This is a genomic window from Thomasclavelia saccharogumia DSM 17460, assembly GCF_000686665.1.
In the GTDB taxonomy this organism is placed as follows: Bacteria; Bacillota_I; Bacilli_A; order Erysipelotrichales; family Coprobacillaceae; genus Thomasclavelia; species Thomasclavelia saccharogumia.
In genome coordinates this window covers 70,187-86,479 of the sequence record NZ_JMLH01000003.1, presented here as the reverse complement: position 1 = coordinate 86,479, position 16,293 = coordinate 70,187, and the positions used below count along the sequence as shown (strand labels likewise).

The 16,293-nt window shown below is 30.3% G+C and carries 16 protein-coding genes and 1 riboswitch; all 16 genes read left to right on the top strand.

All coding sequences use genetic code 11. The features are described from left to right. The first annotated feature begins 26 nt into the window (after positions 1-26). The 16 genes from BR82_RS0101785 (at position 27) to BR82_RS0101705 (ending at position 16,260) form a co-directional block, all read left to right on the top strand. Entirely contained in the window at positions 27-779 is a 753-nt protein-coding gene (locus BR82_RS0101785) for an N-acetylmannosamine-6-phosphate 2-epimerase (RefSeq protein ID WP_027088765.1), read from the top strand. A gap of 177 nt (positions 780-956) precedes the next feature. Beyond that, positions 957-1,700, top strand: coding sequence for a GntR family transcriptional regulator (locus BR82_RS0101780; protein WP_027088764.1), 744 nt, complete (start codon positions 957-959; stop codon positions 1,698-1,700). A gap of 92 nt (positions 1,701-1,792) precedes the next feature. Continuing rightward, positions 1,793-2,665 (top strand): SDR family oxidoreductase, encoded by an 873-nt coding sequence (locus BR82_RS0101775; protein WP_027088763.1) that lies wholly within the window; start codon positions 1,793-1,795, stop codon positions 2,663-2,665. 52 nt (positions 2,666-2,717) lie between these two features. Beyond that, a complete protein-coding gene (gene deoC / locus BR82_RS0101770) occupies positions 2,718-3,413 on the top strand; it encodes a deoxyribose-phosphate aldolase (protein WP_027088762.1) in 696 nt (231 codons plus the stop codon). Further along, a complete protein-coding gene (locus tag BR82_RS0101765) occupies positions 3,391-4,329 on the top strand; it encodes a type I phosphomannose isomerase catalytic subunit (RefSeq protein ID WP_240474485.1) in 939 nt (312 codons plus the stop codon). The genes deoC and BR82_RS0101765 overlap by 23 nt, the downstream gene beginning before the upstream one ends. A gap of 65 nt (positions 4,330-4,394) precedes the next feature. Continuing rightward, the gene (locus tag BR82_RS0101760; protein WP_027088760.1) at positions 4,395-5,405 is read left to right on the top strand and encodes a hypothetical protein; all 1,011 of its coding nucleotides are present in this window, start codon (positions 4,395-4,397) and stop codon (positions 5,403-5,405) included. Between the two features lie 499 nt (positions 5,406-5,904). Beyond that, positions 5,905-6,465: a sugar O-acetyltransferase gene (locus BR82_RS0101755; RefSeq protein ID WP_027088759.1), complete on the top strand. Its 561-nt coding sequence runs from the start codon at positions 5,905-5,907 to the stop codon at positions 6,463-6,465. A gap of 88 nt (positions 6,466-6,553) precedes the next feature. Next, on the top strand, positions 6,554-7,504 hold the full coding sequence (gene tig, locus BR82_RS0101750) for a trigger factor (protein ID WP_027088758.1): 951 nt from the start codon (positions 6,554-6,556) through the stop codon (positions 7,502-7,504). Positions 7,505-7,733: 229 nt separating this feature from the next. Next, positions 7,734-8,036, top strand: coding sequence for a hypothetical protein (locus tag BR82_RS0101745; RefSeq protein ID WP_027088757.1), 303 nt, complete (start codon positions 7,734-7,736; stop codon positions 8,034-8,036). Positions 8,037-8,302: 266 nt separating this feature from the next. Further along, the gene (gene pckA / locus BR82_RS0101740; RefSeq protein ID WP_027088756.1) at positions 8,303-9,904 is read left to right on the top strand and encodes a phosphoenolpyruvate carboxykinase (ATP); all 1,602 of its coding nucleotides are present in this window, start codon (positions 8,303-8,305) and stop codon (positions 9,902-9,904) included. Between the two features lie 677 nt (positions 9,905-10,581). After that, on the top strand, positions 10,582-11,157 hold the full coding sequence (locus BR82_RS0101730; protein WP_027088755.1) for a sugar O-acetyltransferase: 576 nt from the start codon (positions 10,582-10,584) through the stop codon (positions 11,155-11,157). Positions 11,158-11,168: 11 nt separating this feature from the next. Next, positions 11,169-11,561, top strand: a complete 393-nt coding sequence (locus tag BR82_RS0101725; protein WP_027088754.1) for a hypothetical protein — start codon at positions 11,169-11,171, stop codon at positions 11,559-11,561. 119 nt (positions 11,562-11,680) lie between these two features. After that, entirely contained in the window at positions 11,681-12,250 is a 570-nt protein-coding gene (locus BR82_RS0101720; protein WP_027088753.1) for an NUDIX hydrolase, read from the top strand. A gap of 47 nt (positions 12,251-12,297) precedes the next feature. After that, positions 12,298-12,464: riboswitch (Lysine riboswitch) on the top strand. A gap of 56 nt (positions 12,465-12,520) precedes the next feature. Further along, a complete protein-coding gene (locus BR82_RS17865) occupies positions 12,521-14,092 on the top strand; it encodes an ABC transporter permease subunit (RefSeq protein WP_027088752.1) in 1,572 nt (523 codons plus the stop codon). Next, positions 14,092-14,829, top strand: coding sequence for an amino acid ABC transporter ATP-binding protein (locus BR82_RS0101710; protein WP_024720696.1), 738 nt, complete (start codon positions 14,092-14,094; stop codon positions 14,827-14,829). The genes BR82_RS17865 and BR82_RS0101710 overlap by 1 nt, the downstream gene beginning before the upstream one ends. A gap of 93 nt (positions 14,830-14,922) precedes the next feature. Further along, positions 14,923-16,260: an MATE family efflux transporter gene (locus BR82_RS0101705; protein WP_027088751.1), complete on the top strand. Its 1,338-nt coding sequence runs from the start codon at positions 14,923-14,925 to the stop codon at positions 16,258-16,260. Positions 16,261-16,293 lie beyond the last annotated feature (33 nt).

Below are 16,293 nucleotides of genomic sequence, written 5' to 3'. Positions count from 1 at the left end.
CAAAATTAATCAAGAGGAGATAAAAAATGAAAACCAGTGATAAAAGAAAAAAAGAAATATTAGAAAAAATGCAAGGTGGATTAATTGTTTCATGTCAAGTTCAACATGACGATCCAATTTATACAGATGATATGGTAGTTAAAATGGCTGAGGCTGCAAGATGGGCAGGGGCAGTCGGAATCAGAGCTAATTCGCCTGAACAGATCAAAGCTATCAAACAAGCTGTTCCCGAATTACCAATGATTGGTTTATGGAAAGTATGGCACGATGATACAGATGTTTTTATTACTCCAACGATGAAAGAAGTAAGAGCTATCTGGGAAGCAGGAGCAGAAATTATTGCATTAGATTGTACCGCTCAAATTACTCATGAAGGAACTCAGGCATGGGATTTGATTAAAGATGTAAAAAAAGAAATTCCCGAAGCAATTATTTTTGCTGATGTGTCTAATTATGATGAAGCAAAACGAGCGATAGAAAACGGTGCTGATATAGTGGCACCAACCCTATATGGTTATACTAAAGAAACTTCACATATCGAAGAGCCAAATATGCGTGAATTTGCAAGGATGTGCAGAGATTTTAAAGATGATGCTTATGTTATGATGGAAGGGCATATTTATACCCCAGAAGATGCGATGAAATGTATTTTTTTAGGAGCACATAGTGTTGTTGTTGGAAGTGCTATTACTAGACCGCATTTAACGGCAAAAAGATTTGTTGACTTATTAACGGGGTATCAAAATAACTGGCGTGATGCTGAAAAAGCAAAACATTAATTAGATTATTTTTACAAAATGTAATAGCTAATTTGGCTGTTACATTTTTATTATGGTAAAAATGATTTTATAGAAATATTGCAATAGCATCATAATAATTTAATAATATTAATAAATTAAGTTTGTTTAATCATTAAAAATATAGTAAAATTGTAATAACAATAGGAGGTAAATAAGATGGATGATTTATTTCAAAGTAATATCATTGATAAAAATTCAGCAATTCCTTTATATTATCAATTATATACTTATATTGAACAATTAATTAAAGAAAATAAACTGGTAGAAGGCGATCGTTTACCTCCAGAAGATGAACTCGTAAAAATTCTTAAAATAAGTAGACCAACGATTCGTCAGGCATATAAAGAGTTATCAACTAAAGGCTATATCCAAAGAAAAAGATCAAAAGGAACAGTAGTAACCAAGCCTAAAGTTCTTAGTAAATTTTTATCGGAATTAACAAATTATTATAATGAGTTAAGTGCTGAAGACATGGAAGTTAAGACTAAAGTTTTACAGTTTGAAATCACTAAAGATCAAAAAGCCCGTGAAATATTAAATGCTAATAAACTGATTCATTTAACAAGATTACGTTATAGCGATAATGTGCCGCTAGTTTATATTGATACTTATTTACCATATGATAGTTATCAAAGTTTATTTTCATATGATTTAGAAAAAGAATCTTTGTATGAATCAATGAAAAAAATAGGACGACCTGTAGAAAGTGTAAAAAGAATAATTAAAGCCAGCCAGTGCAGTAAAGAAGTTGCTGATTATTTAGAAATAGAGACAAAAGAACCAATTTTATATAGTCAAACAATTGGAAAAGATAAAAATGAAGAACCAGTTGAGTATTCAATTGCAAGATATAATGGGGCGATTGCACAGTTTCAAATTGAGCTAAGATTGAATGATTAGAATCTATCTTGAAGATAGATTTTTTTTAAATTATTGATTTTATTAAAAACTAATGTTATATTGTAATTACAATATAACAAAGGAGTAAGAAAATGAAAAAAATTATTATAACTGGTGGAAAAGGTTTTTTTGGTTCCCGCTTTTTAAAAATGTGGGAGAATAAGTATCAGGTTTTAACGCCTGGTTCTAAAGAATTAGACGTAACAGACGAAAAGATAGTCAACGAGTATTTATTAAAGGAAAGACCTGATTATGTTATCCATGCCGCAGCGATTCCTGATCAGCAGTACTGTATTGAACATCCTCAAAGAGCTAGAGCGGTTAATGTTGATGGGGCAATAAATGTAGCTAAAGCATGTAAAAAAATCAATGCAAAATTAGTTTTTATTTCTACTGAACAAGTTTTTAATGGTTCAAAAGAAGCTGGACCATATAGTGAAGAAAGTGAGCCATGTCCAAATACTGTTTATGGAGAAAATAAGTTAGAAGTAGAAAATAGATTACCTGATATTCTCCAAGAATATTGGATCGTCCGTTTTACATGGCTATTTGGCTTACCGGAAAGAGATTGTGCTTTAGGAAGTAATATTTTATGGGATACGATCCAAAGTTTACTTGCTGGTAAAACGATAACAACTACTCATTATGAATATCGAGGAATGAGTGATGTTAAAGAAATATGTATTAATTTAGAAAAATTATTTTCTGCACCTTATGGAATATATCATTTTGGATCGATCAATGATTTAGGTCGTTATGATGTAGTAAAATATATTATGGAGTTATTAGGTGTCGACCAGCAGATCATTGAAGATAGATTAATTAGTGATGATAGTCACTATACCAAAGATGATCCCCGTGATTTACGCTTAGATACGACTAAAGCAACTCAGGCTGGCTTAATTTTTATGCCGACTAAAGAAGCAATTAAAAATTGTTTATTGGAATTTGGAATCATTAAATAAAAATATTGAAAGGAATATAACTTAGAACAGTTTCTAAGTTAACTAAGTAAAAATGGAAACAGAAACTTTAACAAGAGAACAATTAGCTAGAATGTTTGATCATACTTTTTTAAAACCTTATGCAACAAAAGAAGATTTTATTAAGTTATGTAAAGAAGCAAAAGAAATCAATGCCGCCATGGTAGCCATCAATAGTGCGCCAGTGAGCTTTTGTAAAGAACAGTTAAAAGATTCATCAGTTCATGTTGGAGCCGCAATTTCATTTCCTTTAGGACAAACGCCTTTAGAAATAAAGTTGGCTGAAACCAAAAAAGCAATCATAGATGGCGCTGATGAAATTGATTATGTAGTAAATATCGGAAAAGTAAAAATGAAAGATTGGGATTACATCCAAGAAGAAATGAAAAGTATCGTAACTCTTTGTAAAGAACATCATGTCTTATCAAAAGTAATTTTTGAAAATTGTTATTTAGAAAAAGAAGAAATAAAGAAATTAGCTGAAATTGCAAAAATAGTAAAACCAGATTTTATAAAAACTAGTACTGGTTTTGGAACTGGCGGTGCTTTAGTTGAGGATGTCAAATTAATGAAAGAAGTAGTTGGTGATGAAGTTCAAGTTAAAGCAGCTGGGGGTATTAGAGATTGGGCAACTTGTAAAAAGATGATCGAAGCCGGGGCTACTAGAATTGGAACAAGTGCATCATTTGCAATTTTGAAAGGATTTGATGAAGAACATGTATCCGTTTAAATTCGAACCCATTTATGTAGAAACTGTATGGGGGAATACGAAATTTGCTAAGATTCGCGGTAGAGATGAAATAATCGGCTCAAGCTGGGAAATCAGTGCTCATCCTCATGCTGATAACTGTATTGCCAATGGTAAATATAAAGGACAGACACTATCAACTTTATTAGACTTATATCCTAAACAAATTTTAGGAAAAAAGAAAAGAAATCAGATGTTAAGAATTTCTTTTTTGGATGCTCGAGACTCTTTGTCAATTCAAGTACATCCAAATGATGACTATGCTCATAAATATGAAAACGATGAAGGAAAAGTCGAGGCGTGGTATATTTTAAAAGCAGATCCTAAAAGTAATTTAATTGCAGGAACAACTACTGATGATATTCAAGTTATTAAACAAGCAATCAAAGATGAAAAGATTGAAGATTATGTTGATAGAATTGAGATGAATGAAGGCGATTTTATTTGTATTGAATCAGGACAGCTGCATGCTTTTGGAAGTGGATTGTTAGGATTAGAAATTAGTCAAAATAGTGATGTAACATATCGCTTTTACGACTTTCATCGCAAAGATGCCAGTGGTAATGAAAGAGAACTTCATTTAGATAAATGTTTTGATGTGGTTGATTTTTCAAAAAAAGGGCAAAAATTTTCTTATCCTTTTAAAATACAGCAGGAAACAACAGTATATCAAAGGAAAGAATTTACAATAAAGTTGATTGATATAAATGATAAATATACACTTTATCCTAATGGAGATACTTTTTACTGTTTAACGAATGTTTTAAATGATTGCCATATAATTTATAAAGATCAAATTATAGATTTTGGTTTTACAGAAAATATTTTGATCCCTGCCGATTGTTCTAAAATAACATTTAAAGGGAAAACAAGAATCATTATCAGCTATGTTGATTAAAATTTCACAAACTTGTTAATTTCATAATATCTAGCTATAATATATGCAGGAGGTATTTAGGTATTATGAAAATAAAAAAATTAGTTTTAATGACTATGATCATATTAGGTATTACAGGATGCGGTAATAGTGCAGAAAAAAATAATGATTTTTGGGCTGCGACTATTAATGTTTTAGAAGATAAGTTAGAAAATAATAGTTATGATGAAGGAAATTGGCAAATTGGCGTTCAAGATAAGTCTCAGATTGAAGACAAAGAACATCGATCTTTAACAATTCGTGAGATTTTTGAAGAGAAAAACGTAACTAAAACAACGATGTTTTCTTTACAAAATCAAAATGATACAAAAACAATTTCATATATTTACAAAAAAAGTGAAACAGACAATAATAATCGTTATGACCAAACAGTGACAATTGAGTCAACTGATGAATCATATCATGAATATAAAATCATTTATAGCTATGAAGAGTATCAAAATGAAAATTATCATGATGGTAAAGAAGCAAATGGAAAATTTAAGATCGGAAATGATAATAAAATAACCTATGATAATGTTCCTTTGTTGAAAGAAGCACTAAATGCATATCTTACTTTGATCAATGATTTTCAACAAGAATTTAATCTCAATTATGATGAATATGATTTTGTTAATTTACCAGAATTAGCAAAAAATCTTGATGTTCCCGACTTAGATAACATTGATGAAGAAACATCAACAACAACTGATTATTATTCAGAAGCATATATTAATGCTAGAGGCTTTTCTTTAATAACATTTTTAAAATTAAACAAAGATTTTTCATCAGCTGAATTTGGTATTTATAATGTTGAAAAAAAAGAGTATGAGTCAAATGCAACAGTTACATTTGAAAAGCGAGGAATCGCAGATTGTTATAATATTATCCAAAAAAATGACCCTGATGTTAATTATGCTGTATATTTTAGTGGTGATACAGCTTATGTTTATCTTCAATCATTAACTGATCAAGAAATTATTGATGATGTTCAAAATCAAGGTACAAATGCAACTGATATTTTAAAAACCACAAATAAAAGTTATTCAGATTATTAATAAACAAGCATCTTTGATGCTTGTTTTGTTGTATAAGTATAGATATAATTTAGATATGAAATCTAATTATTGATTATTAAAACCAGGTGGTAAAAATGATGGCGTTACTTTTAATAATATTATTGATAATTATTATCTATTTAATTATCAAAATCAGCAAAATAAGATTTAAAGACATAGAAATAAAGTCAGAATGCAGGATTGATGGTTTGTGTATTTATTGAATTTTAACAGTCCCGTTTCTAATGACTACATTTTAGAAAATATCGCTGAGACAGATCGAGTTTTGTATAAAAAAGTAGACAGATATTTGAAAAAGGATACAGTAAATAGAATCATCGAATTATTGCAAAATTGACGCACTTTTATTTATTCAGATAAGTTATATTTGTGATAATTTGAAGATCAAAAATTGTAAACAAGCAATTATGAAGTTATTTATTTGGAAACTACAAATATTAATTAAATTTATTAGTTATAAAATCAAGGGAGAATGTTTATGAATGAAAAGGAAAAGATGAAAAAAGGTTTATGGTATGATGCTAGCAATGATGCATATTTAATTGAACAAAGGCTTAAAGCTAAGGATATATGTTTTGATCTTAATCAAACAAGACCTGGAGAAAAAGATAAAAGAGCGGCTTTGATGATTAAATTATTAGGCTATCAGCCTAATAATTTAGAACTGATCAGTCCTTTTATGTGTGATTATGGAAATAATATTAAATTAGGTAAAAATGTTTTTATTAATAGTAATTGCTATTTTATGGATTGTGGTAAGATCATAATTGGTGATAATGTTTTTATTGGTCCTTCATGTGGCTTATATACAGCAAATCATCCTTTAGATTTTCAAATAAGAAATCAAGGGTTAGAGCAGGCTCTTACAATTACTATTGGGAATAATGTCTGGCTTGGTGGTAATGTTGTGATTTTACCGGGAATTACAATTGGTGATAATTGTGTAATTGGTGCGGGAAGTGTCGTAACTAAAGATATTGATGCTAATAGTATTGCTTATGGTAATCCATGCAAAGTAATGAAAAAAGTAAATCAATAAATAATGCCGCAGATCATTAAGTAATCTTGCTTAAATAGACATAGTTATGTTACAATTAGTGAACCTCATAACAGAAAGGAAAAAGATGATGAGTAAAATAAACAAATTAGGACAATACAAAAATGTCGAAGTAACGGTAAATAAACAAACTGTTACTCAAGAAGAAATTGATGATCAAATAAAAGCATTAGTAGCGCAAAATTCAATTCTTGAAGAAAAAGATGGTGAAGTTAGTAATGGCGATGTTACAACAATCGATTTTGAAGGATTTAAAGATGGTGTTGCTTTTGAAGGTGGTAGTGCTAAAGGTCATCAGTTAGAAATTGGTTCTGGTCAATTCATTCCTGGCTTTGAAGAGCAAATGATTGGGATGAAAAAAGGTGAAACAAGAGATTTAAATCTTACTTTCCCTAAAAACTATGGCGCTCAGGATTTAGCAGGAGCTGATGTTGTATTTAAAGTAACAGTTCATAAAATTGAAACTAAAAAAGAAGCTGAATTAAATGATGAATTTGTTGCTTCTTTAAATGTTCCAGAATTAAAAACAGTTGCTGATTTATATGAAAGTATGAAGGTTAATCTTCAAGCACAATATGATCAAGCATATCAATCACAAAAAGAAAATGCCATTTTTGATAAAGTTTTAGCTGATAGTGATGTTGAGATAGCTGATGATGAATTAAAAATTGCTTTAGAAAAACAGCTTCAACATATTACAATGCAATTAGCTCAACAAGGGATGCAGTTAGAACAATATTTACAAATGATGAATATGGATGAAACTGCATTTCGTCAACAAGTTGAACCATCAGCTAAGCAACAAGCTATTTTTGAAGCCATCATTGATGAAATTATAAAAATCGAAAATATTGATACAACTGTTGAAGAATTAGAAGAACAAATTGAAAAGCTGGCTTCATATAATCAAATGTCTAAAGAAGAAGTATTAAAACATGTTGAACGTGAAAATTTAAAACATGATTTTAATCGTGTTAAAGCAAGTCGTTTGATTATTGAAAGTGCTATTGTTAGTGAATAACCGGTAGGATCTCCTGCTGGTTTTTTTCTGCTTAATATTGATGATACAATTAGACTGTGTCTATATGATTTATGGATCAAAGAAAATAGAAATTTTAAAATTAACGTTAATGTTATATAATAAAAATATATTATTTAACAAGACATATTATATTAGAAGAATTATCAGATTAGTTGCAAATGTGGTTTACTTTTAATTAAAATATTAAATAAAGAAGAGGTGAAAAACAATGTTAGCTAGATTACATGTGATTATTGCAAGTGAAGCAGATAAAGATATTGAGATGATCAAACAATTATTATTGAATATTGATCCTAAATTTTCTATTTCACCAGCCCGACAATATCAAGGATTAAAAGATCATAGTGAATTTTATTGTACTTGTGATTTATTAGAAGATGAAGTACAGCCATTATTAGATAAATTAAATAATGACTGGGATGGAGAATATTTTGATTGTATTTGTTATGGGTTTAATACGAAAATGTTTCATGAGTTAATTTATCATTTAGGATTTGTTTTATTTGATTAGTTATGAATATTTATTAATTGGATCATTTATGTAATAGCGGGATATTTAATTAAAAGATTATAAAATTTAAAGTTATATCTGTTTTTTATTATTCAATATGAAACTTTTGATTATTTTAGATATTAAAGTATGTAAGAGATATATTATTAATTACATACATTTTTTTATTAATAAAATATAAAAAATATTTAAAATAACTAGTTTTTTTACTATTTACCTTGTATGATATTTATTAGGAGGCAAAAAAAGAAAAGGAGGTATTTTATATGGAGACATACGGTATTGAAAAGTATGGTATTGTCACAACAGGATCTATTTTTAGAAATATTCCCCCAGGATCATTAGTAGAAAAAGCTTTGTTAAAAGGGGAAGGACGTTTAAGTCGTGCTGGGGCATTATGCATTCATACTGGCAAGCGTACAGGAAGATCGCCAGATGATAAATATATTGTCGATACTCCAGCTGTTCATGATTTGATTGCATGGGGAAAAGTGAATAAACCAGTATCACGTGAAAAATTTGATTTAGTATATCAACAAATGATTGAACATTTTAAAGATAAAGATATTTATATATTTGATGGCTATGCCGGAGCTAATCCTAAATATTCATATGCTTTTAGAATTATCAATGAAAAAGCAAGTCAAAATTTATTTATTTCAAATTTATTGATCAAACCAACGCCTCGTGAACTTCAACACTTTCAAGAAGATTACTTGATTTTAGCAGCGCCAGAATGTAAAGTTGATCCGCAAATAGGGTTAAATAGTGAAGTTGCCGTTATGATCGACTACGAACGACATATTGTGTTAATTGCGGGAACAGGATATTCCGGTGAAATTAAAAAAAGTATATTTTGTGTCATGAATTTTGTACTACCACAAAAAAATATTTTTACGATGCATTGTTCTGCTAATATTGGACGCGATGGGAACACAGCTCTATTTTTTGGTTTGTCGGGAACAGGAAAGACCACTTTATCTGCTGATCCGGGACGTAAATTAATTGGTGATGATGAGCATGGCTGGTCGCAAACAAGTATTTTTAATTTTGAAGGTGGCTGCTATGCAAAATGTATTAATCTATCTAAAGAAAATGAGCCAGAAATTTGGGATGCAGTTAGATTTGGGGCAGTTGCTGAAAATGTCCAGTTATTTGAAGACACCCGCATTATTGATTTCAATGATGATTCGATTACAGAAAATACAAGAGTAGGGTATCCACTACAATTTATTGCAAACATTGAACCAAGTGGAGTAGGGAAGCCGCCAAAAACAATTTTCTTTTTGGCAGCTGATGCTTTTGGTGTTTTACCACCAATTTCTAAATTAGATCCAAATTCAGCAACATATCACTTTGTATCAGGATATACAAGCAAATTAGCAGGGACAGAAGATGGTGTCACAGAACCACAAGCGACATTTTCAACTTGTTTTGGGGAACCATTTTTACCATTGGATCCTTTACTATATGCAAAACAATTTCAAAAACACGTAGAAAAATCTGGAGCAAGTGTATTTTTAGTAAATACAGGCTGGGTAGGCGGCTCTTACGGGATTGGAAAACGAATTCCATTAAAATATACAAGAGCAATGATCAATGCTGCGATGAATGGTGATCTAGACTATGTGGCTTATGAAACAGATTCATTCTTTAATTTAAATATTCCAAAGTTTTGTCCAGGGGTTCCACAAGAATTATTGGATCCAAGTTCAACCTGGCTGCATAAAAGTGAATATGATAAAACAGCTCGTAAATTAGTAGAAATGTTTGTTGAAAACTTTAAGAATTATGATCATTTCCCACAAGCAATTATTGATGCGGGCCCAGGGGTTCCAAGTTATAAAGTTAAGAAAAATAAATTATAATTGAAAATATAATATTTTATAGTAGATTCTAAGTAAGGAAGATGAAAGATTGATTTATCAATAAATTCTTCCTTTATTTATTTTCTAAATACTATAAACATAAAAAATATGATATATAACAGCAAATACAAGAATGAATGACAAAAAAAGATGAATTTTATTCCAAATCATAGAATCCCTATTAATAAGATATGCTGATAAAATTAAAACGAGCATAATTAACCACGCAATTATTCCGCTAGTTATCCCAGCATTATGTCCAGCTAAGATTCCATGAAGCAAAGAAAAAATAGCTAATAATATTGCATATGCTTTATGATAACTTAATAATTTAGGAAAAACACCTTCCTTTTTTAAGGGAACCAGCATACATAGAAGCAATAGAACTATACATAATATTAAAATAAGATGCTTAAAGAAAAACATAATTACAGAACCTCCAGTTTATTTTTAGAAATTATCACTGTCGAATTATAACGATTAAAGAGGCAAAGTCAATCAATAAAAGGGATACAGTCTTATATATAGGATATATTATTAAAAATAAGTGATAAATATGAAAACAATTATTTTTAGATTAGAAAAAGAATTACTAATTTGCTTTTATTGTAGACATAATATTAATGTGATATAATTTTGCATATTCATTTAATAGTTAGATGATGAAAGGATCAATGATGAGTGAGAAAGAAAAAATGATTAATGGAAAAATTTATGATCCATTAAATCCAAGATTAGTTTTAGAGCGTGATAAAGCGAGCAGACTTTGTCAACGATATAATCAAAAAAAGTTTCATGAAATTAGAATGCAAAATAGGTTAATTAAAAAATTAATTAATACTAGCGGTAATTTTTGGATCAAGCCGCCATTTTTCTGTGATTATGGTTATAACTATATAGGTGAAAATGTTATGTTGAATTATGGCTGTATCTTACTTGATGTCTGTCCAATCAGAATTGGCGCTTACACGTTAATTGGACCAAATGTTCAAATATATACAGCCTGCCACAGCCTTGATCCCGAAGAAAGAATGAAAAATATTGAATATGGCAAAGCTGTAACGATCGGTAATAATGTCTGGATTGGCGGTGGTACGATTATTTTACCTGGTGTAACTATTGGGGATAATGCTGTGATCGGTGCCGGAGCAGTAGTAAGTAAGGATATTCCAGCTAATGTGGTTGCCACTGGTAATCCTTGTCGGATTTTGCGAAATATTGATGATAATGATCGATTGGTAAAAAATAAATAAGGTGTTGAATAATGGAAGATAAATTATCAAATTTAATAGCTAGATATAATGCTGATAAAGAATTAAATAATCTAAAAGATATTTTAGATTATTTACAAAGTAAATCTGTTTATATTTATACGACAATCAAAATTTCTAAACAAAAATTAAAGCAAATACCCAAAGATGATTTATTAATGATTTTAAATAATATATCAATTATAAATAATCGACAATATTTTTCTGTTTATTCTAATAACAGTTTTACCTCTAATCAATCATATTGTTTAGAAGTAAATATGATCGACTGCTTACAATTTATGAAAAAGATGGCTAAGACTGATGAAATAATCATTGATCCAAATACAAAAAATAGTTTGATTTTAGACAAAAACACAATAAAATATCTTAAATATTATCGATAATAAAAAAGGAACAGTATGGAAAAGTTAAATTACAAAATAGATCTTATAGCTAATTACCAAAATACAGTTAAATGGAAATTAAGAAATTTTTTAAAATCAATGATCATAGGTGTTAAGATATGTTTTTAAAAGAATTAGAAAAGTTTGTTTCAGAAGATGAATTTGAAGTTAAAGAGCTTCAAATTATCAAAAAATTCATTAAGGAAAATCCCGATAACTTAACCCGAAACAATGAAATAGCACACATAACTGTATCAGCATGGATCACTAATTCTTCTTTAGATAAAGTTTTAATGATATATCATAATATTTATGATTCTTGGAGTTGGCCGGGAGGTCATCTCGATGATAATGAAAATTTAGTTCAAGCAGCCAGACGTGAAGCTAGAGAAGAAACGGGAATTGAAAATTTGAAGCTTTTAACTGATACTTGTATTTCAGTAGAAATACTGCCAGTTCAAGCACATTGTAAAAATAATAAGATCGTTCCGGCGCATCTTCATCTCAATATTTCATATGCTTTTATGGCTGATGAAAAGCAGAGTATTAGACCTAAACTTGATGAAAATAAAGCCGTAAAATGGCTTATGATCAATGAAATAGATAAGCTGGTAACTGAAAAAAATATGCTGTTTATCTATCATAAAATTATCAAGCGGATATCAAATTTAGATAAATATAAGAGGTAAATTTATTTATATTGACAAACTTCTTAGATTAAGATATTGTTAAAGAGAAAAAGGATAGAGGTTGCAAAGCGTCAGAGTACTATAGTGAGTAGGCATACGATGATCTATAGGAAAGGTAATCTTTGCCGATAGATAATAAGTGGCAATTTATTATCTAGGGGCTGTAGGGAATACTTACAGCACTCCTTCAGTTATGAAGGGCGCTATTAACGCAAAATAAAAGTCGTGTTAATAGCACGATTTTTTTAATATCAAGTGAGGAGAAGGGAAATGAAAAAACTATTAAAAACCTTTACAGCATTTATATTAGTATTTTCAATACTAATACCAGTAAATACTGTAAAGGCCGAAGAAGAGGATGACAATACATTTGTTGTCGGGATGGAATGTAATTATGCACCGTTTAACTGGACTCAGGTCAATGAGACGGATACGACAGTGCCCTTAGAAGGCAGTGGCTTTGCTGATGGTTATGATGTAACTATCGCTCGGGCTATTGCTAAACATTTAGGAAAAGAGCTAGTAATTAAAAAAATGAGCTGGGATGGTTTGGAACCAGCATTACAAGCTGGAGTCATTGATGCTATTATTGCGGGGATGACTGATACTGCTGATCGTCGCCAAAGGGTTGATTTTACACAAACATATTATGAATCTCAGATGGTTTTAATTATAAGAAAAGGTGATCAGCTAGAAGATGCTAAAAGTCTAAAAGACTTTTCTAATAAAAAAGTATTAGGACAATTAAATACTTTATATGATACTGTTATTGATCAAATACCAAATGTTAAACATGCTACAGCATTAGAAGATTATCCAGCGATGGTAATGCAGTTAAATAATGAATTAGTTGATGCTGTGACAGCTGAATTACCTGTAGCTGCGGGAATCATTGCGACAAATCCCGATTTAACGTATGTTGAATTTGACGATGGAAAAGGATTTGATGTTGATTTAACAGATACTTCAGTATCGATTGCTGTAAATAAAGATAATCCGGAATTGAAAGATGCAATCAATGAATATCTTGATACTTTGTCTGATGAAGATAAAAAAGAAATGATGGATGAAGCAATTGAAAGAATTCCGGCTACTATTACAAATTTAAGTGATAACATTTTTGTTGCTGCTAAGCAGATTTTTGAAGTATATAGTCCGTTATTTTTTAGTGGGATCGGTTCTACTTTAACTTTGGCTTTTGGGGGAACGATCTTAGGATTATTGATTGGTTTAATAATTGGTGCGATTCGAGCAATCAAAGTTGAAGAAAGAGATAGCCTAGTGAGTAAAACTATTAAAAGAATTGCATGGATAATTACGACTTTATACATTGAAATATTTAGAGGTACGCCAATGATGGTTCAAGGAGCATTTATCTATTATGGCCTTAAAAATATTGTTCATTGGGATCCCTTTACGGCAGGTATCTTTGTTATTACGATCAATACTGGAGCTTACATGGCTGAAATTGTTCGTTCTGGAATACAATCAGTTGATAAAGGACAAAGCGAAGCGGCTAGAAGTATTGGAATGAATAACATTCAAACAATGATTTATATTATTTTACCACAGGCCATTAAAAATTCTTTCCCATCTATCGGTAATGAATTTGTAATCAATATTAAAGATAGTAGTGTGTTAAATGTTATTGCTGTTACTGAGTTATTCTATCAGGCAAAGAGTGTTGCTGGTAGTTTATATGCGTTTGTTCCAACATACTTTGTTGTTGCATTGATCTATCTATGTTTAACATTCCCAACAACAAGAATCTTGAATTATATTGAAAATAGAATGAATCGAAAAAAAGCTATTTCTTTTGATGCAGAAGGGAGTGTAAAATAATGGAACCGATTATTGAAGTAAAACACTTAAAGAAATCTTTTGGTGATCTAGAAGTTCTACATGATATTGATTTTACTGTTTCTAAAGGTGAAGTAGTAACGATCATTGGAGCTAGTGGTAGTGGGAAATCAACTTTTCTACGCTGTTTAAATATTTTGGAAACTCCTAATGGCGGTAGTGTGATGTATCATGGTAAAGATATTTTAAAAGGTGAGATCAATGTTAATGTTCATCGCAGTAAAGTTGGAATGGTATTTCAAAGTTTTAATCTTTTCAATAATAAATCTGTTCTTGAAAACTGTGTGATCGGACAAATGAAAGTTTTAAAGCGAAATCGTGAAGAGGCTACAAAAATAGCAATGAGATACTTGAAAAAAGTAGGAATGGAACGTTTTGCAAAAGCTGGCAGCATGCAGCTTTCAGGAGGACAAAAACAGCGTGTAGCGATTGCCAGAGCATTATGTATGGAACCTGAAGTTTTATTATTCGATGAACCAACAAGTGCCTTAGACCCTGAAATGGTCAATGAAGTTTTAAAAGTAATGAAAGATTTAGCGAATGATGGTTTAACGATGATCGTGGTTACTCATGAAATGCAGTTTGCAAGAGATGTCTCTTCAAGAGTTGTTTTTATGGATGACGGAGTTATTGTTGAAGAAGGATCGCCAGATCATATTTTTAATCATCCAACTCAAGCTAGAACAAAAGAATTTTTAAAGAGATATTTAAATCAATAAAACAAGTGTCTAAGTTAGCTTAGGTACTTTTTTATTGATGTGTTATATAGCTGGTGTTATGATATTATTTAGTAATCATCAGGGGGAATTATTATGGATAAAAAAGTTGATTTAGTAACAGGGACGATCTGGAAACAGTTATTGTTATTTTTCTTTCCAATTTTGATTGGAACATTTTTTCAGCAGCTTTATAATACTGTAGATACGATCATTGTCGGTAAATATGTAGGTACTCCAGCTCTAGCGGCAGTAGGATCAACCGGCAATTTAACTAATTTGATCGTTAATTTTTTTGTGGGCTTATCATCTGGGGCAACTGTTGTAATCGCTCAGTTTTATGGGGCAAATGAACATAAAAAAGTTTTTAAAGCTGTGCATAGTGCTTTTGCAATGTCAATTATTTGTGGTATTTTGATGATGATTTTTGGTATCTTTTTTTCTAAACAGTGTTTAGAGCTGATTGGGGTACCTAACGATATTATCAACGATTCTAGTTTATACATGAAACTTTATTTTTTTAGTATGTTACCAGGGGTTATTTATAATATTGGCTCAGGGATCTTAAGGGCTGTTGGAGATTCAAAAACACCGCTATATTATTTAATTGTTTGCAGTGTTATAAATGTTTTATTTGATTTATTTCTTGTTGCAAATATGAAAATGGGGATTGCAGGAGCTGCGATTGCTACGGTAATTGCTCAATTTGTATGTGCAATCTTAGTAACCGTTAAATTAATGCGCAGTAAAGAAAGCTATCAATTAAAATTAAAAGAAATCAAAATAGATTTAATGATTTTAAAAAGAATCATTAAAATTGGCATACCAGCTGGAATTCAGTCAACAATGTATTCAATTTCAAATATTGTCCTTCAAACCAGTATTAACACTTTTGGAACTAATACGATTGCTTCATGGGCCGTATATGTCAAAATCGATGCTTTATTTTGGATGATCATGGGAGCATTTGGGGCTTCTATTACAACATTTGCAGGACAAAATTATGGTGCTGGAGCAACTGATCGGGTACGAAGTGGAATGAAAAGTTGTTTAATAATGGCGCTGGGATCAGCTGTTTTATTAAGCTGTTTTTTTAGATTTTTTGGTAATAATATAATAGTTTTATTTTCTAATGATGCCAATATTGTAAGAGAATGCAGCAGTATCATGCATTTTTTATCACCGTTTTATTTTACTTATTGTTGTGTCGAAATAATATCTGGAACAATGCGGGGCTGTGGTGAATCTTTTAAACCAATGATCGTAGTCTGTTTAGGCATTTGTGTCCTTAGAATTATCTGGGTCATCTTTATTTCGCCAATTTATCCAACTTTTAAGATGGTTATTGTTTCATATCCGATTACCTGGTCAATAACTTCAATTTTGTTTATCTTTTTTTACCAAATATTTCAAAAAAAAGAATTTATAAAATAATTTTCAAGGATATTGTAATTTCTATAAGAATAT